The 25,561-nt window shown below is 72.6% G+C and carries 23 protein-coding genes; 13 read left to right on the top strand and 10 right to left on the bottom strand.

Going from position 1 to position 25,561, the window contains the following annotated elements; all coding sequences use genetic code 11:
- Nucleotides 1-10: 10 nt before the first annotated feature.
- Genes aliB through badH form a run of 3 tightly spaced genes read right to left on the bottom strand, consistent with a single transcriptional unit; the run spans nt 11 to nt 2,746 of the window.
- Nucleotides 11-1,162, bottom strand: coding sequence for a cyclohexanecarboxyl-CoA dehydrogenase (gene aliB, locus ASF44_RS05225; RefSeq protein WP_056898046.1), 1,152 nt, complete (start codon nt 1,160-1,162; stop codon nt 11-13).
- Nucleotides 1,163-1,172: 10 nt separating this feature from the next.
- Nucleotides 1,173-1,955: a 2-ketocyclohexanecarboxyl-CoA hydrolase gene (badI, locus tag ASF44_RS05230; RefSeq protein WP_056898047.1), complete on the bottom strand. Its 783-nt coding sequence runs from the start codon at nt 1,953-1,955 to the stop codon at nt 1,173-1,175.
- Between the two features lie 23 nt (nt 1,956-1,978).
- Entirely contained in the window at nt 1,979-2,746 is a 768-nt protein-coding gene (gene badH, locus ASF44_RS05235) for a 2-hydroxycyclohexanecarboxyl-CoA dehydrogenase (protein WP_056898048.1), read from the bottom strand.
- A 145-nt stretch (nt 2,747-2,891) separates the two neighbouring features.
- On the opposite strand from badH, the gene ASF44_RS05240 reads away from it, so the two are divergent.
- Complete coding sequence (locus ASF44_RS05240; RefSeq protein ID WP_056898049.1) at nt 2,892-3,410, top strand: MarR family winged helix-turn-helix transcriptional regulator; 519 nt, start codon at nt 2,892-2,894, stop codon at nt 3,408-3,410.
- A 55-nt stretch (nt 3,411-3,465) separates the two neighbouring features.
- Here the strand turns inward: ASF44_RS05240 and ASF44_RS05245 are convergent, their stop codons facing one another.
- From ASF44_RS05245 to ASF44_RS05255, 3 genes are all read right to left on the bottom strand, one after another.
- Entirely contained in the window at nt 3,466-3,888 is a 423-nt protein-coding gene (locus ASF44_RS05245) for a putative toxin-antitoxin system toxin component, PIN family (protein ID WP_056898050.1), read from the bottom strand.
- Nucleotides 3,872-4,114: a hypothetical protein gene (locus ASF44_RS05250; protein ID WP_056898051.1), complete on the bottom strand. Its 243-nt coding sequence runs from the start codon at nt 4,112-4,114 to the stop codon at nt 3,872-3,874. The genes ASF44_RS05245 and ASF44_RS05250 overlap by 17 nt, the downstream gene beginning before the upstream one ends.
- Nucleotides 4,115-4,224: 110 nt before the next feature.
- Nucleotides 4,225-5,244: a LacI family DNA-binding transcriptional regulator gene (locus tag ASF44_RS05255; RefSeq protein WP_056898052.1), complete on the bottom strand. Its 1,020-nt coding sequence runs from the start codon at nt 5,242-5,244 to the stop codon at nt 4,225-4,227.
- 186 nt (nt 5,245-5,430) lie between these two features.
- Here ASF44_RS05255 and ptsP point away from each other — a divergent pair, with 186 nt between their 5' ends.
- The 5 genes from ptsP (at nt 5,431) to ASF44_RS05280 (ending at nt 12,861) form a co-directional block, all read left to right on the top strand.
- Nucleotides 5,431-7,959, top strand: a complete 2,529-nt coding sequence (gene ptsP / locus ASF44_RS05260) for a phosphoenolpyruvate--protein phosphotransferase (protein ID WP_056898053.1) — start codon at nt 5,431-5,433, stop codon at nt 7,957-7,959.
- Nucleotides 7,959-8,921, top strand: a complete 963-nt coding sequence (locus ASF44_RS05265) for a 1-phosphofructokinase family hexose kinase (protein ID WP_056898054.1) — start codon at nt 7,959-7,961, stop codon at nt 8,919-8,921. Before ptsP ends, ASF44_RS05265 begins: the two co-directional genes overlap by 1 nt.
- Before the next feature lie 18 nt (nt 8,922-8,939).
- Nucleotides 8,940-10,673 carry a fructose-specific PTS transporter subunit EIIC gene (locus tag ASF44_RS05270; RefSeq protein ID WP_056898055.1) on the top strand — a complete coding sequence of 578 codons (1,734 nt, stop codon included), beginning with the start codon at nt 8,940-8,942 and terminating at the stop codon, nt 10,671-10,673.
- A gap of 104 nt (nt 10,674-10,777) precedes the next feature.
- Complete coding sequence (locus ASF44_RS05275; RefSeq protein WP_056898056.1) at nt 10,778-11,596, top strand: shikimate 5-dehydrogenase; 819 nt, start codon at nt 10,778-10,780, stop codon at nt 11,594-11,596.
- Between the two features lie 53 nt (nt 11,597-11,649).
- Nucleotides 11,650-12,861 (top strand): 6-phosphofructokinase, encoded by a 1,212-nt coding sequence (locus ASF44_RS05280; protein ID WP_056898057.1) that lies wholly within the window; start codon nt 11,650-11,652, stop codon nt 12,859-12,861.
- A 15-nt stretch (nt 12,862-12,876) separates the two neighbouring features.
- Here ASF44_RS05280 and ASF44_RS05285 read toward each other — a convergent pair whose 3' ends face one another.
- A complete protein-coding gene (locus tag ASF44_RS05285; protein ID WP_056898058.1) occupies nt 12,877-13,551 on the bottom strand; it encodes an alpha/beta hydrolase in 675 nt (224 codons plus the stop codon).
- A gap of 154 nt (nt 13,552-13,705) precedes the next feature.
- Between ASF44_RS05285 and ASF44_RS05290 the strand changes: the two genes are divergently transcribed.
- Both ASF44_RS05290 and ASF44_RS05295 read left to right on the top strand, forming a co-directional pair.
- Nucleotides 13,706-15,796: a TonB-dependent siderophore receptor gene (locus tag ASF44_RS05290; RefSeq protein WP_082524523.1), complete on the top strand. Its 2,091-nt coding sequence runs from the start codon at nt 13,706-13,708 to the stop codon at nt 15,794-15,796.
- Nucleotides 15,793-18,216, top strand: coding sequence for a sulfite reductase flavoprotein subunit alpha (locus ASF44_RS05295; RefSeq protein ID WP_056898059.1), 2,424 nt, complete (start codon nt 15,793-15,795; stop codon nt 18,214-18,216). Before ASF44_RS05290 ends, ASF44_RS05295 begins: the two co-directional genes overlap by 4 nt.
- Here ASF44_RS05295 and ASF44_RS05300 read toward each other — a convergent pair.
- From ASF44_RS05300 to ASF44_RS05310, 3 genes are read right to left on the bottom strand one after another with little or no spacing between them, the layout of a single operon-like run.
- Entirely contained in the window at nt 18,210-18,683 is a 474-nt protein-coding gene (locus ASF44_RS05300; RefSeq protein ID WP_056898060.1) for a TerB family tellurite resistance protein, read from the bottom strand. The genes ASF44_RS05295 and ASF44_RS05300 overlap by 7 nt on opposite strands.
- Nucleotides 18,684-18,717: 34 nt before the next feature.
- A complete protein-coding gene (locus tag ASF44_RS05305; protein ID WP_200930553.1) occupies nt 18,718-19,263 on the bottom strand; it encodes a Rossmann fold nucleotide-binding protein in 546 nt (181 codons plus the stop codon).
- A 13-nt stretch (nt 19,264-19,276) separates the two neighbouring features.
- Nucleotides 19,277-20,131, bottom strand: a complete 855-nt coding sequence (locus ASF44_RS05310) for a MurR/RpiR family transcriptional regulator (RefSeq protein WP_369820893.1) — start codon at nt 20,129-20,131, stop codon at nt 19,277-19,279.
- 91 nt (nt 20,132-20,222) lie between these two features.
- Between ASF44_RS05310 and iolC the strand changes: the two genes are divergently transcribed.
- From iolC to ASF44_RS05335, 5 genes are read left to right on the top strand one after another with little or no spacing between them, the layout of a single operon-like run.
- Nucleotides 20,223-22,160: a 5-dehydro-2-deoxygluconokinase gene (gene iolC / locus ASF44_RS05315; protein ID WP_056898063.1), complete on the top strand. Its 1,938-nt coding sequence runs from the start codon at nt 20,223-20,225 to the stop codon at nt 22,158-22,160.
- A gap of 55 nt (nt 22,161-22,215) precedes the next feature.
- Nucleotides 22,216-23,202, top strand: coding sequence for a tripartite tricarboxylate transporter substrate binding protein (locus ASF44_RS05320; RefSeq protein WP_056898064.1), 987 nt, complete (start codon nt 22,216-22,218; stop codon nt 23,200-23,202).
- 1 nt (nt 23,203) lies between these two features.
- Nucleotides 23,204-23,956, top strand: a complete 753-nt coding sequence (locus ASF44_RS05325) for an SDR family NAD(P)-dependent oxidoreductase (protein WP_056898065.1) — start codon at nt 23,204-23,206, stop codon at nt 23,954-23,956.
- 40 nt (nt 23,957-23,996) lie between these two features.
- A complete protein-coding gene (locus ASF44_RS05330) occupies nt 23,997-24,821 on the top strand; it encodes an SDR family NAD(P)-dependent oxidoreductase (RefSeq protein ID WP_056898066.1) in 825 nt (274 codons plus the stop codon).
- Between the two features lie 58 nt (nt 24,822-24,879).
- On the top strand, nt 24,880-25,515 hold the full coding sequence (locus ASF44_RS05335) for an HAD-IA family hydrolase (RefSeq protein ID WP_056898067.1): 636 nt from the start codon (nt 24,880-24,882) through the stop codon (nt 25,513-25,515).
- Nucleotides 25,516-25,561: the final 46 nt, after the last annotated feature.

Genomic DNA, 25,561 nt, shown 5'->3' on the forward strand with positions numbered 1-25,561 from the left:
TTGTGGTCGTTCAGTTCGGCACGGCCAGGCGGCCGGCGCGGGCGCGCGCGATGACGGTCTTCATGATCTGGGCCGTGCCGTCGCCGATCTGGAATCCCAGCACGTCGCGCAGGCGCTGCTCCATCGGCCCGCGGTCGTAGCCGCCGTGGCCGAAGGACAGCAGGCACTGGTGCACCACGTCGTAGGCCAGCTTGGGCGCCCACCACTTGCACATGGCGGCCTCGGCGCTGTGCGGCAGGCCCTTGTCCTTGCGCCACAGCGCCTGCAGGCACAAGAGCCGTGCGGCCTCGACCTGGGTGTCGCCATCGGCCAGCGGGTGCGACACGCCCTGGAAGGCCGTCAGCGGCTTGCCGAAGGCTTCGCGCTGTGCCGCGTAAGCCCAGGCTTCCTCCAGCGCCACGCGGGCCACGGCCAGCACCTGCAGGCCGATCAGCGCGCGCGAGTAGTCGAAGCCCTGCATGACCTGCACGAAGCCCTTGTTCTCGTCGCCGAGCCGGTGGTCCACGGGCACGCGCACGTTCTCGAAGAACAGCGAGCCGCGGCCGATGGCGCGCTGGCCATGGCAGTCGAAGCGGTTGCGCGTGATGCCGGGCAGGTCCATGGGCACCAGCAGCGCGGTGACGCCGTGGGCCTGCGATTCGACGCTGCCGGTGCGGCCGAAGACCACGGCCGCGTCGCACTGGTCGGCGGCCGAGATCGAGGTCTTCTCGCCGTTCAACACATAGTGCTCGCCCGCGCGCTCCACGCGCAGCCGCAGGTTGGCCGCGTCCGAGCCGCCGCGCGGCTCCGTCAGCGCGATGGCCAGCAGCGCCTCGCCGCGCGTGAGCCGGCGCAGCCAGGGCGCGGCCACGCCGGGCTGGCCGTGCGCCGACAGGATCTGCCCGTTCAGCGAGGCCAGCAGGTTGATGTAGCTGATCGACAGGTCGGCCCGCGCGATCTCTTCGTGGATGACGCCGGCTGCGAGTGCGCCCAGTCCCTGGCCGCCCTGGGCCTCGGGCAGTTCGGGCGCGATGAAGCCCATCTCGCCCATTTCGCGCATCAGCGTGCGGTCGAGCACGCGCGTGCGGTCGCGTTCCTGGAAGCCCGGCGCCACGCGGTCGGTGGCGAAGCGCCGCGCCTGCTCGGCAATCGCCGCCAGGTCGTCGTCGATGTAGGGGTTCATGGCGCGGCCTCTACTTGGCGTACTTGCGGAAGTCGGGCTTGCGCCGCTCGCCGAGCGCCTTCACGCCCTCGCGCGACTCCTCGGTGTCGTAGTAGAGCTTCAGCGCGTACATGCCCAGGCCCGCGATGCCGGCTTGGTGCGCGGTGTCGGCGTTGAAGCTGCGCTTGGCAATCGCGATCGCCGTGGGGCTGCGCTCGCAGATCTCCTCGGCCCACTGCTGCACGGTGGCGTCGAGCTGCTCGGGCGGCACGCAGACGTTGGCCAGGCCCATGGCCACGGCCTCGGCGCCGCTGTAGCGCCGGTTCAGGTACCAGATCTCGCGCGCCTTCTTCTCGCCCACCACACGCGCCAGGAAGGCCGTGCCGTAGCCGGGGTCGACCGATCCCATCTTGGGGCCGACCTGGCCGAAGATGGCCTTCTCGGAGGCGATGGTCAGGTCGCAGATGGTGCACAGCACGTTGCCGCCGCCGATGGCAAAACCCTGCACGCGGGCGATCACCGGCTTGGGCACGTCGCGGATGGCGGTGTGCAGCTCTTCCATCGGCAGGCCGATGGTGCCGCGCCCGTCGTAGTTGCCGTTGTGGGCCGACTGGTCGCCGCCGGTGCAGAACGCCTTCTCGCCAGCGCCGGCCAGCACGATGGCGCCGACGCCCTTGTCGTAGCCCGCCTTGTTCAGCGCGCGGATGAGCTCGTCGCAGGTCTGGCCGCGGAACGCGTTCATCTTCTCGGGCCGGTTGATGGTGATCCAGGCCACGCTGTTGCGCACTTCGTACAGGATGTCTTCGTATTCCATGGTGTCGTCGTCCTCTGTGGTGGTCAGCCGTTCATGGTCAGGCCGCCCGAGACGGACAGCACCTGGCCGGTGATGAAGCCGGCGTCGTCGCTGGCGAAGAAGGCAATGGCGCCGGGCAGGTCGTCGGGCTGGCCGATGCGGCCCAGCGGGATGGAGCGCGTGAAGGCCTCCATCAGCTTCTCGGGGTTGCCGGCACCCTCCTTGTAGTCGGCGAACAGCGCGGTGTCGGTCGGGCCGGGGCAGACCACGTTCACGGTGATGCCGTGGCGCGCATGCTCGCGGGCGATGGTCTTGGAGAACGCCACCAGCCCGCCCTTGCAGGCCGCGTACACCGCCTCGCCCGAAGAGCCCACGCGCGCCGCGTCGGACGCGATGTTGACGATGCGCCCGCGCTTGCGCGCCGCCATGCCCGGCAGCACCGCGTGGTGCATGTGCAGCGCGCCGGTGAGGTTGATGGCGATGAGCTGGTCCCACTGCGCCGGCTCGGTCTTGGTGAAGGGGCGGAACACGTCCCAGCCGGCGTTGTTGACCAGCACGTCGATGGCGCCGAACGCGTCCACGGCGGCGGCCACGGCTGCGTCCACGCTGGTGCGGTCGGTGATGTCGCAGCGGAAGGCGCGGGCCTGGCCGCCGGACCCGCGGATCTGCGCGGCCACCTTGTCGGCAGCCTCGGCGTTGCGGTCGAACACCGCGACCTGGGCGCCCTCGCTGGCGAAGCGCCGGCAGCTTGCGCCGCCGATGCCGCCGCCGCCGCCCGTGACCACCACGGTCCTGCCTTCGAATCTGTTCATGCTGCTCTCTCCTGGGGTGGGGCCTCGGCATCCCTTGCTATCGTCGGAGCAAGGCATTGCACGCGTCGGCCATTTAGGTAAATATGTTGTCTCAATTCTGGGCCGATCCGATCTGCAATGCAAGTGCCGATTTTTTGGAGAATTCATGGTTTACCCTGAAGAAGAAACGCAGGCTGCGCGCATGGCATTGGCCAATCGCCTGTTTTTCCGTCTGTACCAATGTGCAAATATGTTGCATAAAACCGGCACGCGAGCGGTGGAGCAGGAGGGCTTGACCACGCAGCAGTGGGCGGTGCTGGGTGCGCTGTCGCGGCCCGAAGCCGGCGTCGGCATGAGCGTGGGCGACCTGGCGCGCTACCTGAAGGTGAGCCGGCAGAACCTGTCGGGCCTGATCGGCCGGATGGAGCGCGATGGCCGTGTGCAGAGCGGCCCCGATCCGGCGGACCGGCGCTCGCGCATCGTCAGCATGAGCGCGGACGGCCGCCGCGTCTGGCAGGAGGAGGCGCTACCGAAGATCCACGGCTACTACGGCCAGGTGCTCGACGGCTTCTCGGTCAACGACGTGACGCACAGCCTGCACTACCTGCTCAAGCTGCTGGAGAACATGCAGCGCGTGGACGACGCGCAGGGCGGGGGCGAGAGGCCCGATGCCGCCGCTTCCTGACGCTGATGGCGGCGGTGCGATGCAGGGACGCTAGGAGGCGCGCTGCCTGCGCAGGCTATGCAATCGGGCCGATATGCTGGACGGCTGCAGAGGCCGTCACGATGGCCATGCCCTGGAAGTGCTTCAGATCGAGCAGGTGCGCATCGCCCGATACGATCAGATCGGCACGTGCAGCCAGTGCGGCAGCCAACACGGCGTCGTCTGCAGGGTCACGCAGGATGGTGGGTGCCATGGCTGCGGGCGTGACCACGATGGACATGGCGGCATAGCCATGGAAAACGTCGTCCACCGTCAGCCCGCGCCGCGTGAGCTGCCGGGTGAACTTGTCGCGCGACAGCACGCCATGCAGTTCGGCGAGCAGCGCGGCGCTGGTGGCGATCTCGATGCGTTGCGCCAGGACAGCATCGATGAGATGGCTCGGCGTGCCACCCCACAACAGGCCCGACAGCGCCGTATTGGTGTCAAGAACCAAGCGCATGGCGCTGCGCAGTCCGATAGGCGCTGATCTCCGCGCTGATTTCGTCCGGCGTCATGGGCGCCAGGGGCTCTGCTGCCAGCGCGGCGCGGGCAGCCTTCATCTTGTCGATGCGCTCCTTGCGCAGTTGCTCACGCAGGATGCGTTCGAGCATTGGCGGTGCCAGCAGGCCGGCGCTGGCCGCTTCGCGGGCCAGCGCGTCGGGCAAGGTGATCTGCAGATTGGTCATGGACGGACTCCCTGCGCATGTGCGCTTGCCTGGAAGTTTCTCACGCGCTGGTGGGTGGCGGATACCGCGACGGCATGGCCTTGCCGGCGAAATCCCGGGCCGTACCCGGCTCACCCCGCCCGCAGGCTCGACCCCCGCACCACCAGCTGCCCCTGCAGCACGACGCGGCGCGGCGCCCGCTCCGGCTCGGCCAGGCGCTGCAGCAGCAGCTCGGCGGCGCTGCGGCCGATGTCCTGGGTAGGCTGGGCCAGCACCGTGATGGCCGGATCGGGCATGGTGGTCCAGTCGTTGTCGTCGAAGCCGGCCAGCGCCAGGTCCATCGGCAGGGCCAGGCCGGCCGCCCGCGCGGCGCGCCAGCCGCCCAGCAGCAGCAGGCCGCTGGTGGCCAGCAGGGCGTCCGGCCGCGTGCTTGGCGGTTCGGCCAGCAGCCGTGCCGCGCCGTCCTGGCCGGCCTGCGCGTCGGGCCGCAGCGCCAGCACGCGCGGCGTGAGCCCCGCGGCGCGCAGGGCCGCCTCGTAGCCGGCCTGGCGCTGGCGGCCGGTGGTGCTGTGGCTGCCTGCCAGCAAGGCGATGCGCCGGCAGCCCTGCGCCAGCAGGTGGCGCGTGAGGTCGCCGGCCGCGCCGAAGTTGTCCAGCAGCACGGCATCGTTGGCCGCGGCCTGCGGCGCGCGGTCCACCATCACCAGTGGAAACGGCCACTGGCCGGGCGTGTGGCGCTCGGTGAACTCCAGCGTGGGCGCCAGGATCACGCCGCTGGCGCGTTCGTCGGCCATGAGCTCCAGGTAGGACTGCTCCTTGGCCGGGTCCTCGTCGCTGTTGCACAGGATCAGCCGCAGCCCGGCCGCATAGGCCATGTCTTCCACGGCCCGGCTGATGGCGGTGAAGAAGGGATTGCGGATGTCGGCCACCACCAGGCCGATCAGCGAGGTGGTGCGCTGGCGCAGCCGCCGCGCCGCCAGGCTGGGCCGCCAGCCCAGCTCGGCGATGGCCTGCTGCACGCGCTCGCGCAATGCCGGGCGCACGGCCTGGGCATCGGTCAGCACGCGCGAGACGGTGGTGGTCGATACCCCGGCGCGCTGCGCCACATCCTTGATGCTGGGGTTGCCCGGTGTGGCCAGGGGTGAGGACATGGCGTGCGGTTCGTATTTGGTATCGATTCCTTGATTTTCCGTGTCGAAACCCGCTCTCCTGCGATGGATTTATCGGTGTTTACCCTTGGTTTTAAGGCGCGTCAGCATGAATCTTCTGGACCGATCGCTTCCGCTTGCGGAATAATTTTGGAATCGATTCCAGAACTTCGGGAGACACGCTTGGAAATGCTTCCTACCGCCGTGGAGGTCAGCCTCGCGGCCAGCCCGGCCGACCGCGAGGACGCCGTGCGCAGCGCCGGCGCGCTGCTGGTGCAGGCCGGCTTCTGCGACGCCGCCTACGTCGCCAGCCTGCTGCGCCGCGAGCAGGTCGCCACCACCTACCTGGGCCAGGGCGTGGCCATTCCCCATGGCATGGTGGAAGACAAGGGCCTGGTGCGCCGCACCGGCCTGGCGGTGCTGCAGGTGCCGCAGGGCGTGGCCTGGGGCAGTGCCGACAAGCCGGTGCACCTGGTGGTGGCCATCGCCGCCGCGTCGGACGAGCACATCACGGTGCTGCGCCGGCTCACGCGGCTCATGCGCGACGGCACCCGCATCGAACAACTGGTGCGCACGCAGCGTGCCGACGAGATCGTCGCCGCGCTGACGAGCGACGCCGCGCCCGATGCCGCCGCCACGCCCGCGCAGGACTTCTCGCTGGGCCTGGACCTCACGCTGAACTACCCCAACGGCCTGCACGCCCGCCCGGCCGGGCAATGGGCGCAGCTGGCCGCGCGCTTCCAGGCCGCGCTGCGCGTGCGCCATGGCGATGCCGTGGCCGACGCCCGCAACATGGCCGCGCTGCTGAGCCTGGGCGCGGGCCGGGGCGCCGCGCTGCGGCTGTCCGCCCAGGGCCCGGACGCCGAGGCCGCGCTGGCCGCGCTACGCGACCTGGTGCTGCGCCTGGGCGACGAGGAAACCCGCCAGGCCGAACTGGCCGCCGCGCGCCAGGCGCAGGCCCAGGGCCTGGGCCGGCTGCTGGGCGACTGGCAGCCCGCCGCGCGCCAGACCATCAGCGGCATCGCCGCCAGCCCGGGCCTGGTGATCGGCACGCTGGTCAGCGCCGAGGCGGGCACGCTGGAAGTGGCCGATGCGCACCGCGGCTTCGCCGAGGAGGCCGCGCAGCTGGACCGCGCGCTGAACGCCGCCGCCGCGCAGATCTACCACCTGGCCGAGCAGGCCCGCGCCCAGGGCCGCGCCGAGCAGGCCGGCATCTTCGACGCGCACGGCCAGATGCTGCGCGACCCCGTGCTGCTGCGCGAGGTCAGCCGCCTGGTGGTGCAGGGGCACGGCGCGGCCTGGGCCTGGCGCCATGTACTGGCCGAGCGCGTGGCCACCCAGCGCGCCGTGGCGGACGCCATGCTGGCCGCCCGCGCGGCCGACCTGCAGGACGTGGGCGAGCGCGTGCTGCGCCACCTGCTGGGCCGCGGCGACGACGCCGGCACCGACCCCTCCACCTGGCCGCGCGATGCGCTGCTGCTGGCCGACGACCTGTCGCCCTCGGTCACGGCGCAGATCGACGTGCAGCGCGTCAAGGGCTTCTGCACCGCGCGCGGCGGCCCCACCGCGCACACGGCCATCCTGGCGCGTGCGCTGGGCCTGCCGGCCGTGGTGGCCGCCGGCCCCGGCGTGCTGCACCTGCAGCCGGGCGAGCGCGCCATCCTCGATGGCTACCGCGGCCAGCTGCATATCGCGCCGACCGAGGCCGCGCTGCAGGAGACCGTGGGCATGATCGAGCGCCTGGCCCGCCACCAGGCCGAGGAAGCCGCCAGCCGCCTGCAGCCCGCCACCACCACCGACGGCCACACCATCGAGATCGCCGCCAACGTGAACCGTGCCGACCAGGTGGCACGTGCGCTGGAGCAGGGCGCCGAGGGCGTGGGCCTGATGCGCACCGAGTTCCTGTTCCTCGAACGCGACCACGTGCCGGACGAGGAAGAGCAGTTCGCCGTCTACCAGGCCATGGTGCAGGCCCTGGGCGGGCGGCCGCTGATCGTGCGCACGCTGGACATCGGCGGCGACAAGCAGGTGCCGCACCTGAACCTGCCGGTGGAGGAGAACCCCTTCCTGGGCGTGCGCGGCGCGCGCCTGTGCCTGCAGCGCGACGACCTGCTGCTGCCGCAGCTGCGCGCGCTCGTGCGGGCTGCGCAGACGGGGCCGCTGTCCATCATGTTCCCGATGATCAGCACGGTGGACGAGGTGCGGCAGCTCAAGGCCCGGCTGGCCGAGGTGCAGCAACAGCTGGGCCTGGCGCACCAGCGCATCCCGTTGGGCATCATGATCGAGGTGCCCTCGGCCGCCCGCATGGCCGACCGGCTGGCCGCGCACGTGGACTTCTTCTCCATCGGCACGAACGACCTCACGCAGTACACGCTGGCCGTGGACCGCCAGCACCCGCAGCTGGCCGGCATGGCCGACAGCCTGCACCCGGCCGTGCTGCGGCTGGTGGCCGACACGGTGGCCGGCGCGCGCCGCCATGGCCGCTGGGTCGGCGTGTGCGGCGGCCTGGCGGGCGAGCCGCTGGGCGCCGCGCTGCTCACCGGCCTGGGCGTGCAGGAACTCAGCATGAGCGTGGGCGACACCACGGCCATCAAGGCGCTGCTGCGCCGCCACAGCCTGGCCGAGCTGCAGGCCCTGGCGCTGCAGGCGCTGGACATGGACGACGGCGACCAGGTGCGCGCACTGGGCGCGCAGCTGCGCGCCGGGGGGGCGGCGTGATGGACGCGGTGCAGGTCATCACCCTCACGCCGAACCCGGCGATCGACCACACCGTCACGGTGGATCGGCTGGACCCCGGGGCGGTGCACCGCGCGCGGGCCGAGCAGTTCGAGGCTGGCGGCAAGGGCATCGGCGTGGCGGCCGTGCTGGCCGCGCTGGGCGTGCGCGTGGCCGCCGGCGGCTGGCTCGGCGCGGAGAACCCGGAGCGTTTCGAGCGCAGCTTCGCGCAGGCGGGCATCCTCGACGCCATGTGCCGCGTGCCCGGCCGCACCCGCACCAACATCAAGCTGGCCGACGCCACGCACGGCGAGACCACCGACATCAACCTGCCCGGCATCGCCTTCGATCCCGTGCTGCAGGCCGGTGCCGAGGCCGGGCTGCTGCACAAGCTGGTGCCGCTGGTCGGCCCCGGCACCTGGGTCACGCTGGCCGGCAGCCTGCCGCCCGGCCTCACGCCGGCCGACATGGCGCGCATGGCGGCCACGCTGCGCGGCCATGGCGCGCGGCTCATGGTCGACACCGGCGGCGCGGCGCTGCGCGCGCTGCTGGCGGCGCTGCAGCCCGCGCCCGATTTCATCAAGCCCAACCGCGCCGAACTCGAGGAACTGGTCGGCCGCGCGCTGCCCACGCCCGCTGCCGTGGCCGATGCGGCCGCGCAGCTGCAGCAGGACGGCATCGCGCTGGTCGTGGTCTCGCTGGGCGGCGAGGGCGCCGTCATCGCCAGCCAGGGCCAGCGCTGGTTCGCCGCCACGCCGCGGGTGCCCGTGGCCACCACGGTCGGCGCGGGCGACGCGCTCGTGGCCGGCACGCTGGGCGCGCTGATCGCCGGCCGCGCGCCGCTGGACGCCGCCGTGTTCGGCATGGCCTGCGCGGCCGCGCGCATCCAGCGCATCGCGCCCGGCCTGCCGCCGCGCGCCGAGATCGACGCGCTGGCCGCGCAGATCCAACCCCGATCCATTTGAACGACGGAGACACCCACCATGGCCCAACTCTTTGCCATCGCCGCCAGCCAGGCCGGCCCCGCCCACAGCTTCATGCTGGGCGAGGCGCTGCTGGCCGCCGCCACCCGGCTCGGGCACGAACTCAAGCTGCGCGTGGTCAGCAGCTTCGGCACCCAGGAAGGCTTCTCGCCCGAGGAGCTGGCGCAGGCCCACGCCGTGATCCTGGCGGCCGACGCGGGCAGCGGCATCGACCGCAGCGCGCTGCCGGCCGACCGGCTGCTGGAGGTCGCGCCCGAGGCCGTGTTCCGCGATGCCGCGCAGGTCGTGCAGCAGGCGCTGGCGCGGCTGGGCATGCCCGCGGCGCCAGCCCCGGCCCAGGCTGCGGCCAGGCCGCTGCGCATCGTCGCCATCACCTCGTGCCCCACCGGCGTGGCCCACACCTTCATGGCGGCCGAGGCGCTGGAGCAGGGCGCCAAGGCCCTGGGCCACCAGATCCATGTGGAGACACAGGGCTCCGTCGGCGCGCAGAACGCCTTGAGCGCGCAGGCCATCGCCGATGCCGACCTCGTGCTGATCGCCGCCGACACGCAGGTCGACCGCGCGCGCTTTGCCGGCAAGCGCCTGTACAGCGCCAGCACCAAGGCCGCCATCCACGACGCCGCCGCACTGATCGGCAAGGCCCAGGCCGAAGCCGCGCCGTGGCAGGACGCCGGGGCCACCAGCGCCGCGCCCGCGGCCGGTGCCAGCAAGGGCGCCGCCAGCGGCCCCTACAAGCACCTCATGACCGGCGTGTCCTTCATGCTGCCCTTCGTGGTCGCAGGCGGCCTGCTGATCGCGCTGGCTTTCGCGCTGGGCGGCATCTACGTCTACGACGATGCGCACCAGGGCACCATCGGCTGGTCGCTGTTCCAGGTCGGTGCGAAGGCTGCCTTCGCGCTCATGGTGCCGGCGCTGGCGGGCTACATCGCGTTCTCCATCGCCGACCGGCCCGGCATCGCGCCCGGCATGGTCGGCGGCATGCTGGCCGGCACCGTCGGCGCGGGCTTCCTGGGCGGCATCGCGGCCGGCTTCATCGCGGGCTACGCCGTCAAGTGGCTGAACCAGTGGATCCGCCTGCCGCGCGGGCTGGAGGGGCTCAAGCCCGTGCTGCTGCTGCCATTGCTGGGCTCGGCCATCGTCGGTCTGCTCATGCTGATGGTCATCGGCCACCCCGTGGCCGCGGCCATGACGGCGCTGACCGGGTTCCTCAAGGGCATGCAGAGTTCCAGCGCCGTGCTGCTGGGCATCGTGCTGGGCGCCATGATGGCCGCCGACATGGGCGGCCCCATCAACAAGGCCGCCTACGTGTTCTCGACCTCGCTGATCGCCAGCGGCGTGGCCACGCCCATGGCCGCCGCGATGGCCGCCGGCATGGTGCCGCCGCTGGGCATCGCGCTGGCCTGCAGGCTGTTCGCGAGCCGCTTCAATGCCGAGGAGCGCGAGGCCAGCAAGGCCGCCGCCGTGCTGGGCCTGGCCTTCATCACCGAAGGCGCCATCCCGTATGTGGCGCGCGATCCGCTGCGCGTGATCCCGGCCTGCGTGCTGGGCGCGGCCACGGCCGGCGCGCTGTCGATGTGGTGGGGCGTGGCGCTGCAGGCGCCGCACGGCGGCGTGTTCGTGCTGGCCATCCCGAACGCGGTGAACCACGTGCTGCTGTACGGCGCGGCCATCGTCGCGGGCACGGTGGTGACGGCCTTGGCATTGGGGCTGTTCAAGAAGAAGATCGCGGCATGAGCGCCATGGAGACGAGTCCCGCTTGCGGGGATCGGACCAGCGAATGCGGCAGGGCGCGCCGACAGCGCCACGCTGCAACACACACCGCCTGAAGGAGGCGCCGCATGAACATCAGCCGCGACACCCAGCTGTGCATGTCGCTGTCGGGCCGGCCCGGCAACTTCGGCACGCGTTTGCACAACCACCTGTACCAGGCCCTCGGCCTGGACTACGTCTACAAGGCCTTCACCACCACAGACCTGCCGGCCGCCATCGGCGGCGTGCGGGCCCTGGGCATCCGCGGCTGCGCCGTGTCGATGCCGTTCAAGGAGGCCTGCATCCCGCTGCTGGACGAGCTGCGGCCCTCGGCCGCGCGGCTGCAGTCGGTCAACACCATCGTCAACGAGGGCGGGCGGCTGGTGGCCCACAACACCGACTACGTGGCCGTGGCCGCGCTGCTGAAGACCCATGCGGTGGACCCGGCCACGCGCTTCGTGCTGCGCGGCAGCGGTGGCATGGCGCGCGCCGTGCTGGCCGCGCTGGTGGACCATGGCCTGCAGGGCTGCGTGCTGGCGCGCAACGCGCAGGCCGGCCAGGCCGTGGCGGCGCTGCATGGCCTGCCATGGCAGGCCGATCTGGGCGACGCGCACCAGGCCGAAGGCGCGTTGCTGGTGAACGTGACGCCGCTGGGCATGGCGGGCGCCGACGCCGACGCGCAGGCCTTCCCGGACGCATGGATCGCGCGCGCCGCCGGTGTGTTCGACGTGGTGGCCCTGCCGCCCGAGACGCCGCTGCTGCGCGCCGCGCGCCGCCTGGGCAAGCCCGTGATCGGCGGCGACGAGGTCATCGTGCTGCAGGCGGTCGAGCAGTTCGTGCTGTACACCGGCGTGCGGCCCGGCGCGGAGCAGATCGCCGCGGCCGCGGCGCACGCGCGCGCCGTGTGAGATGCTGCTGCATCCCGCGCTCGCCGGGATGCAGCAGAAACGGAGACAAGCCCATGGACCCCATCAACATCCTCGTCGCCCAGGGCGGCGGCCCCACCGCCGTGATCAACCAGTCGCTCGTGGGCGTGGTGCGGGAGGCGCAACGCCACGCCGGCGTCGGCGCCGTGTACGGCGCGCGCCACGGCGTCAAGGGCATCGTGCGCGACGAACTCGTGGACCTGGGCAGCGCGAGCGCCGAACTGCTGGAGCAGGTGGCCGCCACGCCCGCCGCGGCGCTGGGTTCCACGCGCGACAAGCCCGACGCGGCCTACTGCGCGGCCATCTTCGAGGTGCTGCGCGCGCGCCAGATCGGCCAGTTCTTCTACATCGGCGGCAACGATTCGTCGGACACCGTGCGCATCGTCAGCGAGGCGGCGCAGTCCCACGGCCATCCGCTGCGCTGCATCCACATCCCCAAGACCATCGACAACGACCTGATGGGCAGCCACCACACGCCGGGCTACCCCTCGGCGGCGCGCTTCGTGGCCCAGGCCTTCGCCGGGGCCGACCTGGACAACGCGGCGCTGCCCGGCGTCTACATCGGCGTGGTGATGGGCCGCCATGCCGGCTTCCTGACGGCCGCTGCCGCCGCGGCGCGCCAGCATCCCGACGACGGCCCGCACCTGGTCTATTTGCCCGAACGCGTGTTCGACACCGAGCGCTTCCTGGCCGACGTGCAGGCCACGGTGCAGCGCCTGGGGCGCTGCGTGGTGGCGGTGTCCGAAGGCATCCACGGTGCCGACGGCCAGCCCGTGCTGGCGCAGCTGGGCAAGGCGCTGGCGCGCGATGCGCATGGCAACGTGCAGCTGTCGGGCACGGGCGCGCTGGCCGACCTGCTGTGCGAGCAGATCAAGGCGCGGCTTGGCCTGTCGCGCGTGCGCGGCGACACGCTGGGCTACCTGCAGCGTTCCTTCGTGGGCTGTGTGTCGGACGTGGACCAGCGCGAGGCCCGTGCCGTGGGCGAGCAGGCCGTGCGCTACGCCATGCAGGGCCATGTGGCCGGCTCGGTGGCGGTGCAGCGCCATGCGGGCCAGGAGGCGCACTACCCGCTCATCCCGCTGTCCGAGGTGGCCGCGCGCACGCGCACCATGGACGATGCCTTCATCGCCGCCAGCGGCAACGACGTGACGCCGGCCTTCCTCGACTACCTGCGGCCGCTGCTGGGCAGCCCCCTGGTGCAGCCGCAGCGGCTGCGCCTGCCGGTGGTGCCGCCGCGGGCCGGCTGACCGCCCAGGGGCGCTTCAGGCCGCCGGCAGCACCTGCCGCAGGAAGGCCGAGATGTCGGCGATCTCGCGCGGGTGCACGCTGTGCGGCATCGGGTAGGTGTGCCACTGCACGGCGTAGCCCAACGCTTGGAGCGCCGCGCGCGACTCCTCGGCGCGCGGCAGCACCACCACCGGATCGGCCGTGCCGTGCGCCATGAAGATCGGCGTGCCGAAGTTGGCCGGGTGCCGCTCGGCCGCCAGGTTGCCGGCCAGCGGCAGGTAGCCCGACAGCGCCATCAGCCCGGCCAGGCGCTGGGGATGGCGCAGGCCGGTGTGCAGCGTCATGGCGCAGCCCTGCGAGAAGCCGGCGAGCACGATGCGGTTGGCCGGGATGCCGCGCGCCACCTCGTGCGCGATCAGCGCCTCGATGGCGAGCTCCGAGCGGGCGATGCCCGCGGCGTCCTCGCGGCGCACCAGGTCGGGCGCGAAGATGTCGTACCAGGCCGGCATCTCGAAGCCGTTGTTGATGGTCACCGGCATCACCGGTGCGTGCGGAAACACGAAGCGGATCGGCGCGCAGCCGGACAGGTCCAGCTCGGGCACGATGGCGGCGAAGTCGTCGCCGCTGGCGCCCAGGCCGTGCAGCCAGATGACGGCGGCGGTGGGCGAGGGGGCGGATTCGATCTGGATGGCGTCGAGCAGTGGGGACATGGCGGGGCCTCAAAAGGCGCGATGTTACGCAGCCGGTCCCGCCGCGGCAGCCGAAGGGCATCGCGTCGCGCGGGCGCAACGCGCGGCTCAAACATGAGAATTGCTCTCATTCGGGAGGAGACAATCCGCGCCCCAGTCCTTTTGTTGATCCGCCATGCGAAGAATCCTTCCTGCCCTGGCCGCGCTGGCGCTGCCCTGCGCCGTCCAGGCCCAGACCTCGGCCCTCGAGGCCGTGGACGTGCGCGCCGAGCGCAGCCGCGGCTTCGTGCCCAACACCGTGGAGGCGGGCACCTTCCGCGGCGCCGACATCATGGACGTGCCGGCCACGGTGAACGCCGTCACCAGCGCCGTGATCGAGCTGCAGGACGCCGACAGCCTCTACGACGTGGTGCGCAACACCGCCGGCGTGACGCGCCAGCAGAACGGCGGCGAGACCTTCGACCAGCTCGTGATCCGTGGCATCGGCGTGGAGAACCGCACCAACTACCGCCTCAACGGCTCGCTGGCGATCCCCAACATCTCCGAGATCCCGATGGAGAACAAGGAGCGGGTGGAGGTGCTCAAGGGCGCCTCGGCGCTGTACTACGGCTTCACCTCGCCGGCCGGCGTGGTCAACTTCGTGACCAAGCGCGCCGGCGCCACGCCGGTGGCCACGGTCGGCATGCGGGCGGACAACCGCGGCGGCCTGCAGGGCCTGGTCGACGTGGGCCGCCAGTTCGGCGACCAGAACCAGTACGGCCTGCGCGTCAACGCGGCTGGCGGTCGGATCGGTTCGGCCATGGACGGCGTGGACGGCAACCGCCAGGCCTATGCGGCCGCGTTCGACTGGCGCGTCAATTCGCGGCTCGTGCTGAAGGCCGATCTCGAGCGCTACCACCGGTCCATCGTGGAGCAGGCCGGCATTGCGCGCCTGGCCGCGGTGGGCGGCGTGATCGCACTGCCGGCCTTGCCGGACCCGACCAGGCTGCTGGGCCCGACCTGGGCGAACTTCGACGCCACCGTCACCAACCTGCAGCTGCGCGCCGACTATTCGATCAGCGACAACTGGGCGCTGCTGCTGGAGGCCGGCCGCTCCGAGGGCGAACGCGACCGGCGCTTGGCCAGCTTCAGCAACTACAACGTGGCGACCGGTGCCGGCCGCATCACCGGCAACGTGCAGCACCTGGAGCAGAGCTCGCAGCTGCTCCGCGGCGAACTGTTCGGCAGCTTCGCCGCGGGCGGCGTGCAGCACGAGCTGACGCTGGGCGTGGCGCAGAACCGCCGCACGCAGGACCCGGTCTACAGCCGCAACTACGGCGGCGCCAGCGTCACGCAGAACCTCTACAACCCGGTTGCGATCGGTGCGCTGGCCGTGGGCAACGTGCCGGCGCAGCCCACGGCCGGCAGCCAGGACACCACCGACCTGGGCCTGTACGCGCTGGACCGCATCGTGCTGTCGCCGCAGTGGCAAGTCGTCGCCGGCCTGCGCCACACGCGCTACGAGAGCACGCAGGGCGCGAGCAGCACGGTGCCGCAGATCGACTACGACGTGCGCAAGACCACGCCGCTGGCCGCCTTGACCTACAAGTTCACCCCGCAGCTGGCCGTCTATGTGTCGTACGCCAGGGGCGTGGAAGAGGGCGACGCAGCCCCCAACGGCACCACCAACCAGAACGAACGCCTGGCGCCCGGCGTCAGCAAGCAGAAGGAGCTCGGCATGCGCTGGCAGGTGCCGGGCGGCACGCTGCTGTCGGCCGCCGTGTTCGACCTGCAACGCCCGGGCGCCTACACCGACAGTGCCAACACCTTCGTCGGCAGCGGCCGCGTGGTGGTGCGCGGGCTCGAACTGTCGGCGCAAGGGCAGCTGACGCGGGCGCTGTCGTGGCAGGCCTCGGCCACGGCGCTCGATGCCGAGTTCCGCGATATCAACGCCCAGTACAACGGCAAGACCCCTGAGAACACGGCCAAGCGCACCGCCAGCGCCTTCCTGGCCTACGACATCGCAGCGCTGCCCGGCCTGTCGGTCAACGGCGGCGCGTTCTACACGGGCCGGCGGCCGGTGGACGATCTCGACCAGGCCTTCATCGGCGGCGTCACCGTGTTCGACGCCGGCGTGCGCTACGTGGCGCGCGTGCTGGGCAAGCGCACGCAGTGGCAGCTCAACGTCGAGAACCTGGCCGACAAGCGCTACTGGGCCGCCGCCGGTACGCGGCTGGCCGTGGGCGCGCCGCGCACCGTGAAGGCCGTCGTCAAGGTCGACCTTTGACGCTGCACCCGCCGCGCTGGTGGCTGGCCCAGCTGCACTGGCTGCTGGGCATCACCGCCGGCACGGTGCTGGTGCTGGTCGGCCTGACGGGGGCGCTGATGGCCTTCCGCGCCGAGATCGTCGAGGCGCTGCATCCCCAGCTGTTCCAGCGCGCAGCGCCCACGCCGCAAGCGCAGCCGCTGGCACCCGCCGATCTGGTGGCGCGCCTGCAGGCGGCCGCTGGCGCGCGCGTGCAGACGCTCACCTTGCACGCCGCGCCTGGCCGGCCCGTGCGCGTGGGCTTTGCGCCCGCGCCCGGCGCGCGCCGTGGCGCGCAGCACTGGGCCGACCCGTGGACGGCCGAGCTGCTGCCCGAGCCGCGTGCCGATGCGCTGTTCGAGCCCGTCGAGGCGCTGCACCGCTGGCTGCTGCTGCCGCGCGAGGCCGGCAAGCTCGCCACCGGCACGCTGGCCGCGGCATTGCTGCTGCTGGCACTGAGCGGCCTGGTCCTGCGCTGGCCGCGGCGCCCGCTGGACTGGCGTGCCTGGCTGCGGCTGGACTGGCGGCTGCGCGGCCGCGCCTTCCTGTGGAACCTGCACGCCGTGGCCGGCACGCTGGCCCTGCTGTGCTACCTGGTGTCGGGCCTGACGGGCGTGTACTGGGGCTTTACGGTGGTGCGCACGGCCATCGACGCGGCGGCCGGCGAAGGCCAGGCGGCACGCGCCGAGCGCACCGGGCGCGGCGCCGATGCCGCGGCGGCCGCAGCCGCAGCCGCGCAGCCGCCCGACCTCGGCCGGCTGTGGCAGGGCTTCCTGCAGGCCAGCGGCGGCGACTGGAGCCAGGTCACGCTGCGCCTGCCGGCACGCGCCGCGCCGCGCGTCGAACTCACCTACCTGCGCGCCGCGCCCGAGCACGACCGTGCCCGCAACCGCCTGTACCTGGACGCCGCCACCGGCGCGGTGGCCGAGCACCGACGCTATGCCGAGCTGCCGCTTGCCAACCGGCTGCTCAACAGCGTCTACCCGCTGCACACCGGCAGCTACTGGGGCTGGCCGGGCCGCGTGGCGATGGCGCTGGCCGCGGCCGCGCTGGCGCTGTTCGCGGCCACCGGCTGGTTGCTGTACCTGGACCGGCGCCGTGCCCAGGCGGCCGTGCGCGCCGAGCAGCAGCGCCTGGGCGCCGGGCCGACGGGGGGCGCTGGCGGCGGTGCCGATGGCGATGGCGATGGCGTGCTGGTGGCCTACGCCAGCCAGACCGGCCGGGCCGAGCGCATCGCCTGGCAGACGGCTGCGGCCCTGCGCGATGCGGGCCTGGCGGCCCAGGTCCGGTCCCTGGCCGGGCTGGCACCCGCCGAACTGCTCCGCCACCCGTGCGTGCTGCTGGTGGCCAGCAGCTTCGGCGAAGGCGAGGCGCCCGACGCCGTGCGCGGCTTCGCCCGGCGCCTGGCGCAACTGGCGGCGCCGCCGCAGGCCGCGCCGGCCTACGGCCTGCTGGCGCTGGGCAACCAGCAGTACCCCGCGTTCTGCGGCTTCGGCCGTGCGCTGGACGGGCAGTTGCGGCGGCTCGGCGCGCAGGCCCTGTTCGCGCCGGTGGAGATGGACGATGGCGATGCCGGCGCGCTGGCCCGCTGGCGCCACAGCGTTGGCACCGCCTTCGGCCGCGCGCTGGGCGGCCTGGCCGCGCCGGACGAGGCGCCGTGGCTGGCCGCCACGCTGGCCGGCCGCCGGCTGCTCAACCCCGGCAGCCAGGGGGGGCCGCTGGTGGAGGTGGCGCTGGCGCTGCCACCCGGCACGCACTGGGCGCCCGGGGCGCTGGCCGAGGTGCTGGTGGCCGACGGCACCGCGCCGCGCAGCTACTCGGTGGCCTCGCTGCCCGCCGATGGCCCGCTGCAACTGCTGGTGCGCCAGCAGCAGCGCGCCGACGGCAGCCTGGGCCTGGCCTCGGGCTGGCTGACGCAGGCCGCGCCCCTGGGGACGCCGGTGCGCCTGCGCCTGCTGGGCAACCCGGGCTTCGCGCTCGTGGACGACGCGCGGCCCTGCATCTTCATCGGCAACGGCTCGGGCTATGCCGGGCTGCGTGCGCACCTGCGCGAACGCGCGCGCCGCGGCCACGGCCGCAACTGGCTGCTCTACGGCGAGCGCCAGGCCGCGCACGACGCCTTCGTGCAGCACGACGTGCAGGCCTGGCAGGCGGCGGGCCTGCTGGCGCGCGCCGACCTGGCCTACTCGCGCGATGGGGCCGGGCCACGCTACGTGCAGCACAGCCTGCGCGCCGCGGCCGGCCTGCTGCGCCAGTGGATCGACGAGGGGGCGGTGCTCTATGTCTGCGGCAGCCTGGCCGGCATGGCACAGGGCGTGGACGAGGCGCTGTGCGAGATCCTGGGTCCGGACGCGCCGCAGACGCTGGCCGCGGAAGGGCGCTACCGGCGGGACGTCTACTGAGGCTGGCCGCTCGCCGCCTCCTTGGCGTGCAGCTTGGCCGCGATGTATTCGCCGTGCGTGACATGCAGCAGGTCGGCGATCTTGAGGATGGTGTGGTTCTCGTGCGCGGCCACGTGCAGATCGGCATAGGCCACCGTCCACAGGGCCTCGACCAGCGCGATCTTCTGCGCCTGCGTGAAGCGCTCGTTCAGCACGCTGGTGAAGCGGTGGTAGTCGTACAGCGCCTGGGCTTCGGCATCGGCCAGTTCCAGCAGCCGCTCGATCTCGTCGTCGGTCAATGCGAACTTGCGGCGCAGCGCTGTCAGCACCGCCGCGCGCTCGGCCGGGCCGGAACCGGGTTCAGCGCGCATGACCTCGACCAGCAGCACGGCTACGGCCAGCTGGTGGGTGTGCGCGCGCTGGGCCAGCGACTGGCCGGCGGCGGGGGCGGTGAAGGCGTCGAACAGGTCCTTGAGGTTGCGCAGCATGCAAAGGCTTTCGGGGCGGCAATGGGGGGTGGATTCACGCAGGCTGGCGCGGGTTCCCTGCGGGCGCCACCAGGCCGAGCGCGCGCAGCTGCGCCTCCAGCGCCTCCACCGAGTCCCAGGGCAGGATCGGCGCGTTCTGGCGTTCGTCCGGCGGGTTCTGCAGCAGCCCGTCGGACCAGCCGCCGCAGCCCGTCAGCGGCAGCAGCGGCCGGTGGTGCAGCCAGGCCAGGCAGACCTCGGAGATGGTGCCGGCGCGCCCGCCGATGACCAGGCAGGCATCGCCTGCCAGGGCCATCAGCAGGTTGCGCGCATCGCCCATGCCGCAGGGGATGACCACCGTGGCTGGCCAGTCGGGCGCCGGCATCTCGCCCGGCGGCACGATGCTGACGACCAGGCCGCCCGCGGCCAGGGCCTGCTCGGCCGCCACGCGCGTGGCCGGGCTGCCGCAGCCGCTCACCAGGGTGATGCCGAGCCGCGCCAGCAGCCGGCCGGCCTCGGCGGCCAGGGCGTAGGCGGCGCTGCCGGGCTCGGCGCTGCCCAGCACGCAGACCTGTGGGCGGCGGTGTCCTGTGTGTTCCAAGGGAGACTCCTTTCTATCCGGGGTGTTGGCCCTTGTAGGCCAGTTCCATGCGCCAGGCCAGCCCCAGGAACAGCGACTGCGCCAGGCACAGCGTGCTGGTCAGCGAGCGGAAGCCGAAGGTCGCGCCGTCCTGCGCCAGCAGCACGGCGTGGGCGCGCTGGGCCAGCGGGCTCAGCCGGCTGTCCGTCAGCGCCAGCACCCTGGCACCGCGCGCCGCGGCGGCCTCGACCACGTCGAGCGTCTCGCGCGCATAAGGTGCGAACGACACTGCCACCAGCACGTCGCCCGCGGCCAGCGCGCGCAGCTGGCCTTCCTGCATGTGGCCCAGGCCGTGCAGCCAGTGCACGGGCTTTTCGGTGTGCTGCAGCGCATAGGCCAGGTAGGCCCCGACCGGGAAGGCGCGGCGCGAGGCCACCAGCCACAGCGCGGGCGCCTGCGCCATGAGGTCCACGGCGGCATCGAAATCGCCCTCGGGCAGGGCCTGCTGCAGCGCCTGCAGGCTCGCGATGCTGCCGCCGATGACCTCGTGCGCGATCTGCGCGGGCGAGCCGGCACCGGCCAGCGCGCGCACGCGCTGCTGGTAGCCGCCCTCGGGCGCGAGCTGGCGTGCCGCGCCGGCGCGGAACAGTGCCTGCATCTCCGAATAGCCGGCCAGCCCGAAGTGCTTGGCAAAGCGCACCACGGCCGAGGGCTGCACCTCGCACTGGCGCGCGGTGTCCTGGATGCCGTCCAGCGCGAGCCGGTCGCGCTGTGCCTCCACGTGCCGCGCGATGGCCTTCAGCTGGCGCGACAGCGGCTCGTAGCCGGCCCGCACGTCGGCCAGGAAGGCATCGGCATCGGCGTACGGCGCCTGCGTGGCCGCGGCCATCGGAATTGAATTTCTATTTTTCAAAGTAATGGAAATTAATTTCTAATCACGATACCATGGCGGCCATTCCAACGACGCACCCTGGGTTCCGATGCCGAGTTTGCACTTCCCCAGCGCCGCCGAGCGCGACTTCGACGTGGCCTGCCTGGGCCGCCTGGCCGTGGACCTCTACGCGCAGCAGATCGGCTGCGCGCTGGAGGACGCCCACAGCTTCAACAAGTACCTGGGCGGCTCGTCCGGCAACATGGCTTTCGGCACGGCGCGGCTGGGCCTGCGCTCAGCCATGCTCTCGCGCGTGGGCGACGAGCAGAACGGCCGCTTCCTGCTGCAGACGCTGCGACGCGAAGGCTGCGACGTGAGCCAGGTGCAGATCGACCGCGAGCGCCTCACGGGCATGGTGCTGCTGGGCCTGCGCGACCAGCACAGCTTTCCGCTGCTGTTCGCCCGCGAGAACTGCGCCGACATGGCCATCGACGCGGCGGCGATCTCCGAGGACTTCCTCGCGCGCTGCCGCTGCCTGGTGGTCACGGGCACGCACCTGTCCACGCCCGGCACGCTGGCCGCCAGCCGGCGCGCGCTGGAGATCGCGGGCCGCCACGGCCTGGTGCGTGCGCTGGACATCGACTACCGCCCCGTGCTGTGGGGGCTGGCGGCCAAGGGCGACGGCGAGACGCGCTATGTGGGCAGCGACAGCGTCTCGGCGCATCTGCAGGCGCAGCTGGGCCGGTTCGAACTCATCATCGGCACCGAAGAGGAATGGATGATCGCCGGTGGTGCCGAGGGGGATCTGATGGCCAGCCTGCGCCGCGCGCGCGAACACACGCAGGCCGTCTTCGTCGTCAAGCGCGGCCCGCTGGGTTGCAGCCTCATCGAAGGCGCGGTGCCCGCCGCCATCGACGACGCGCCCACCGTGCTGGGCGAGCGCATCGAGGTGCTCAACGTGCTGGGCGCGGGCGATGCCTTCGCCTCGGGCCTGCTGGCCGGCCTGCTGCGCGGCAAGACGCTGGCCGAGTCGGCCGCCATCGCCAACGCCTGCGGCGCGATCGTGGTCTCGCGCCACGGCTGCGCGCCGGCCATGCCCACGCAGGCCGAGCTCGCGCACTGGTTCTCCGGGCACCGGCATCCCCAGCCCGACAAGGACCCCGTGCTCTCGCACCTGCACCGCGTGTCGGCCCCGCGCGCGCAGTGGCCCGAGGTCTGCGTGCTGGCCTACGACCACCGCTCGCAGCTCGAAGACCTGGCGCGCGAGAGCGGTGCCGATGCCGCCCGCCTGCCCGCGCTCAAGCTGCTGCTCAATGAGGTGGTTGCAGAGGTCGAGCAGGACGCCGGCAACCGCGGCCGCATCGGCGTGCTGGTCGACGGGCGTATCGGCCAGGCTGCGCTGCACGCCGCCGCGGGCCGCGGCTGGTGGATCGGCCGGCCCGTTGAAAAGCCCGGCTCGCGCCCGCTGCGCTTCGACTGCACGGCCTCTCTGGCCACCGAGCTGGCGCACTGGCCGCGCGAGCACACCGTCAAGTGCCTGGCCTTCTACCACCCCGACGATGCGCCGGCGCTGCGCACGGAGCAGGAGGAATGGCTGCAGCAGGTCTGGGAGGCCACGCGCGGCAGCGGGCACGAACTGCTGCTGGAAGTGATCCCTCCCGCCGACACGCTGGCAGCGGGCGACCAGGGCGAGGCCGTGGTGCGCGCCGTGCGCCGCTTCTACGACCTGGGCTTCAAGCCGGAATGGTGGAAGCTGCCGCCCATGGCCGCCGCGCAGTGGCAGGCGCTGGACGCGCTGGTGCGCGAGCGCGACCCCTGGTGCCGCGGTGCCGTGATCCTGGGCCTGTCGCAGCCCTTGCCCCAACTCATCGACAGCTTCCAGGCCGCGCAGGCGCCCATCGTGAAGGGCTTCATGGTCGGCCGCAGTTGCTGGACGGCGCCCGCCGCGGCCTGGCTGCGCGGCGAGATCGACGACGCCGGCTTCACCGCGCAGGTCGCGGCCCACTTCCGCCAGCTGATCGCCGGCTGGCGCGCGAGCCGCCGCTGACGCCTGCGCCGCCGCGGCGGCCCCCACCGTTTTCATTCCACAGGGAGACCCACCCATGCCACAACTCCGCCCCGGCGCCACGCGCCGTTCCGTGCTGCTCGCCGGCGTTTCGGCCGCCACCGCCATCGCGGCCCCCAGCTTCGCGCAGGGCGCCTACCCGAACAAGCCCATCGAGTTCATCGTGCCCTTCCCGCCCGGCGGCGGCACCGATGCGCTGGCCCGCACGCTGGCCGAGGCCTCGCGCAAGTACCTGCCGCAGAGCCTGGTCATCATCAACAAGGCCGGCGCGAGCGGCGGCGTGGGCTGGGCCGAGCTCGTGGCGGCGCGGCCCGACGGCTACAAGATCGGCATCATCACGGTGGAGATCACCATCATTCCGCACATGGGCGGCGTGCGCTTCACCTCCGACGACGTGACGCCCATCGCGCGCCTGAACGCCGACCCGGCCACCATCGCCGTGCGCGCCGATTCGCCGATCCGCACCATCGAGGAACTGCTGGCCGCCAGCAGGAAGGCCGGTCCCGAGGGCCTGAAGGTCGGCAATGCCGGCCCGGGCTCGCTGGGCCACCTGGCGGCGGTGGTGCTGTCCGACAAGACCGGCGTGCCGTTCACGCACGTGCCCTACCGCGGCGCCGGCCCCGGCCTGCTGGACCTGACGGGCGGCCATGTGGACGCGCTGTCGCTGACGCCGCCCGACATGGCCGCCTTCGTGGCCGACGGCAAGGTGCGGCCGCTCGCCGTGATGGGCGCGCAGCGCATCGCCTCCGGCTGGGAGCAGGTGCCCACGCTCAAGGAGCGCGGCATCGACGTGCTGGTCACCGGCTGGCGCGGCCTGGCAGCGCCCAAGGGCACGCCGCCCGAGGTCGTCGCCGTGCTGCGCCAGGCCTTCGCCAAGGCCATGCAGGAGCCCGCGCTGAAGGAAACCATGCTCAAGCTCAACCTGCGGGAGGGCTACCTGGACCAGCCCGAGTTCCGCGCCGTGATGGAGCAGGACAACGCGATGTACCGCGCGCTCATCAACAAGCTCAACCTCAAGGTGTGACATGCCGGCTGCTCTCCCGCTCCAGGACAAGGTCGCCGTCGTCACCGGCGCGGCCGGCACCATGGGCCGCGCCACCGTCCAGGCGCTGCGCGCGGACGGCTGCCGCGTGGCCATGGTCGACCGGGCCGAGGCGCCGCTGCGCGAGCTCGAGGCCGCGCACGGCGCGCGCGTGGCCGGCTTCGCCTGCGACATCGCCGACCCGGAGGCCGTGGCCAGCACGCACGCGGCCGTGCGCGAGCGCTTCGGCGAGGTCGACATCCTCGTCAACAACGCCGGCGTGCTGACCAACAACAAGCTCGAAGCCACCGCCGCCGCCGAATGGCGCCAGGTGCTGGCCGTGAACCTGGACGGCGCCTTCTACTGGGCCCAGGCCGTGGTGCCGGCCATGAAGGCGCGGCGCTGGGGCCGCATCGTCAACACCGGCTCGCTGGCCGCCAAGACCGGCGGGCTGACGGCCGGCACGGCCTATTCGGTGTCCAAGGGCGCGATGGGCGCGCTGACCTTCTCGCTGGCGCGCGAGCTGGCCGGCCACGGCGTCACCTGCAACGCCATCGCGCCGGCCTATGTGCGCACGCCCATGGTCACGGCGCAGCTGTCGGCCGGGCAGCAGGCCGAGCTGCTGCGCCAGATCCCGGTGGGCCGCTGGTGCGAGCCCGAGGAGTTCGCGCACGCCGTGCGCTTCCTGGCCTCGCCGCTGTCGGGCTTCATCACGGGCGAGATCCTCGACATGAACGGTGGTTTGCTGATGGATTGACGGCAGGCATCATGCGCAGGCGCGAACAACGGAGACAGCCATGACCGCACCCACCCCCTCCGGCCACCTCGGCCACTTCGGCCGCTTTGCCGGCAAGACGGCCTTCATCACCGGCGGCGCCAGCGGCCTGGGCCTGGCCAGCGCGCGCCGGCTGCTGCGCGAGGGCGCCCGCGTGGCGCTGGCCGACGTCAACGCGCACGAGCTGCGCCGCGTGGCCGAGGAGCTGGCGCAGCCGGCCGGCCACGTGACGCAGCACGCGCTGGACGTGACCCACGCCGCCCAGGTCGAGGCCGCCGTGGGCGCCGCCTGGCAGGCGCATGGCGCCATCGACGTGCTCGTCAACAGCGCGGGCGTGAGCTTCCAGGGCTCGGTGCTGGACACGCCCATCGAGGCCTGGCGCCGCGTGCTGGACATCAACCTGACCGGCTCCTACCTCACGACCCAGGCCGTGGCCCGGCGCATGGTCGAGCGGCGCCAGGGCCGCATCGTCATGATCGCGTCGATCTCGGGCCAGCAGGTCTGGTCCGGCCGCGTGGCGTATTGCGCGTCCAAGGGTGCGGTGCTGGCGCTGGCCAAGTCGTGCGCCATCGACCTGGCGCCCTACGGCATCACCGTCAACTCGGTCTCGCCCGGCCCCATCGAGACGGCGCAAACGGCCGCGCTGCACGGCCCCGTGATCCGCCAGGCCATCGTGCAGGCCACGCCCATGGCCCGCTACGGGCAGGCCGACGAGGTGGCCGACGCCATCGCCTTCCTGGCCAGCGACGATGCCCGCTTCGTCAACGGCCACGACCTCGTGGTCGATGGGGGACTCACGAGCGCGGCTATCCTGTACGACCTCAAGCAGAACCCGCAGAACGCATGAGCACCGCCGGGCCGCCCCAAGGGGCTCGGCACCGCAGTGCGCAGCACGAAGGCACCCAATGAATTCCATCCGCGCCCTGATCTTCGACTGCGACGGCACGCTGGTCGACAGCGAGCCCTGGCTCGTGGAGGCCATGCTGGCCGAGGGCGCGTTGCACGGATTGCCTGGAGCGGCACGCGAAGTGCTGGACGCCCAGCGCGGCGCGCCCATGTCGCGCCAGATCGCCGTGGTGGCCGCGCGCAGCAGCCAGCCGCTGCCGGCCGACTTCGAAGACCGCGTGCGCGCGCGCATGGCCGGCTACTTCAAGGCCCACCTGCAACCCATCGAAGGTGCGCTGGAGCTCGTGCGCGGCCTGCAGCTGCCGTTCTGCGTGGCCTCCAACGGCCCGCGCCACAAGATCGAACTCGTGCTGGGCCTCACGGGCCTGCTGCCCTGGTTCGAGGGCCGCATCTTCAGCGCCTACGACATCGGCGCCTGGAAGCCGGCACCCGACCTGTTCCTGCACGCCGCACGCGCGATCGGCTTCGCGCCCGCCGAATGCGCGGTGGTCGAGGACAGCGCCTCGGGCATCGCGGCGGGCATTGCCGCCGGCATGCGCGTGTTCGCGCTCGGCGAGCACCCGGCCGATCTGCCATCCTCGGTGCGGCGCATCGCCAGCCTGTCGGCCCTGCAGGGCAGCCTGGCCGCGCACTGAGATCCGACGACCACGACGATTCCATCCACCCGACGAGGAGACAACC

Source organism: Pseudorhodoferax sp. Leaf274 (genome assembly GCF_001422445.1).
Lineage (GTDB): Bacteria > Pseudomonadota > Gammaproteobacteria > Burkholderiales > Burkholderiaceae_C > Pseudorhodoferax.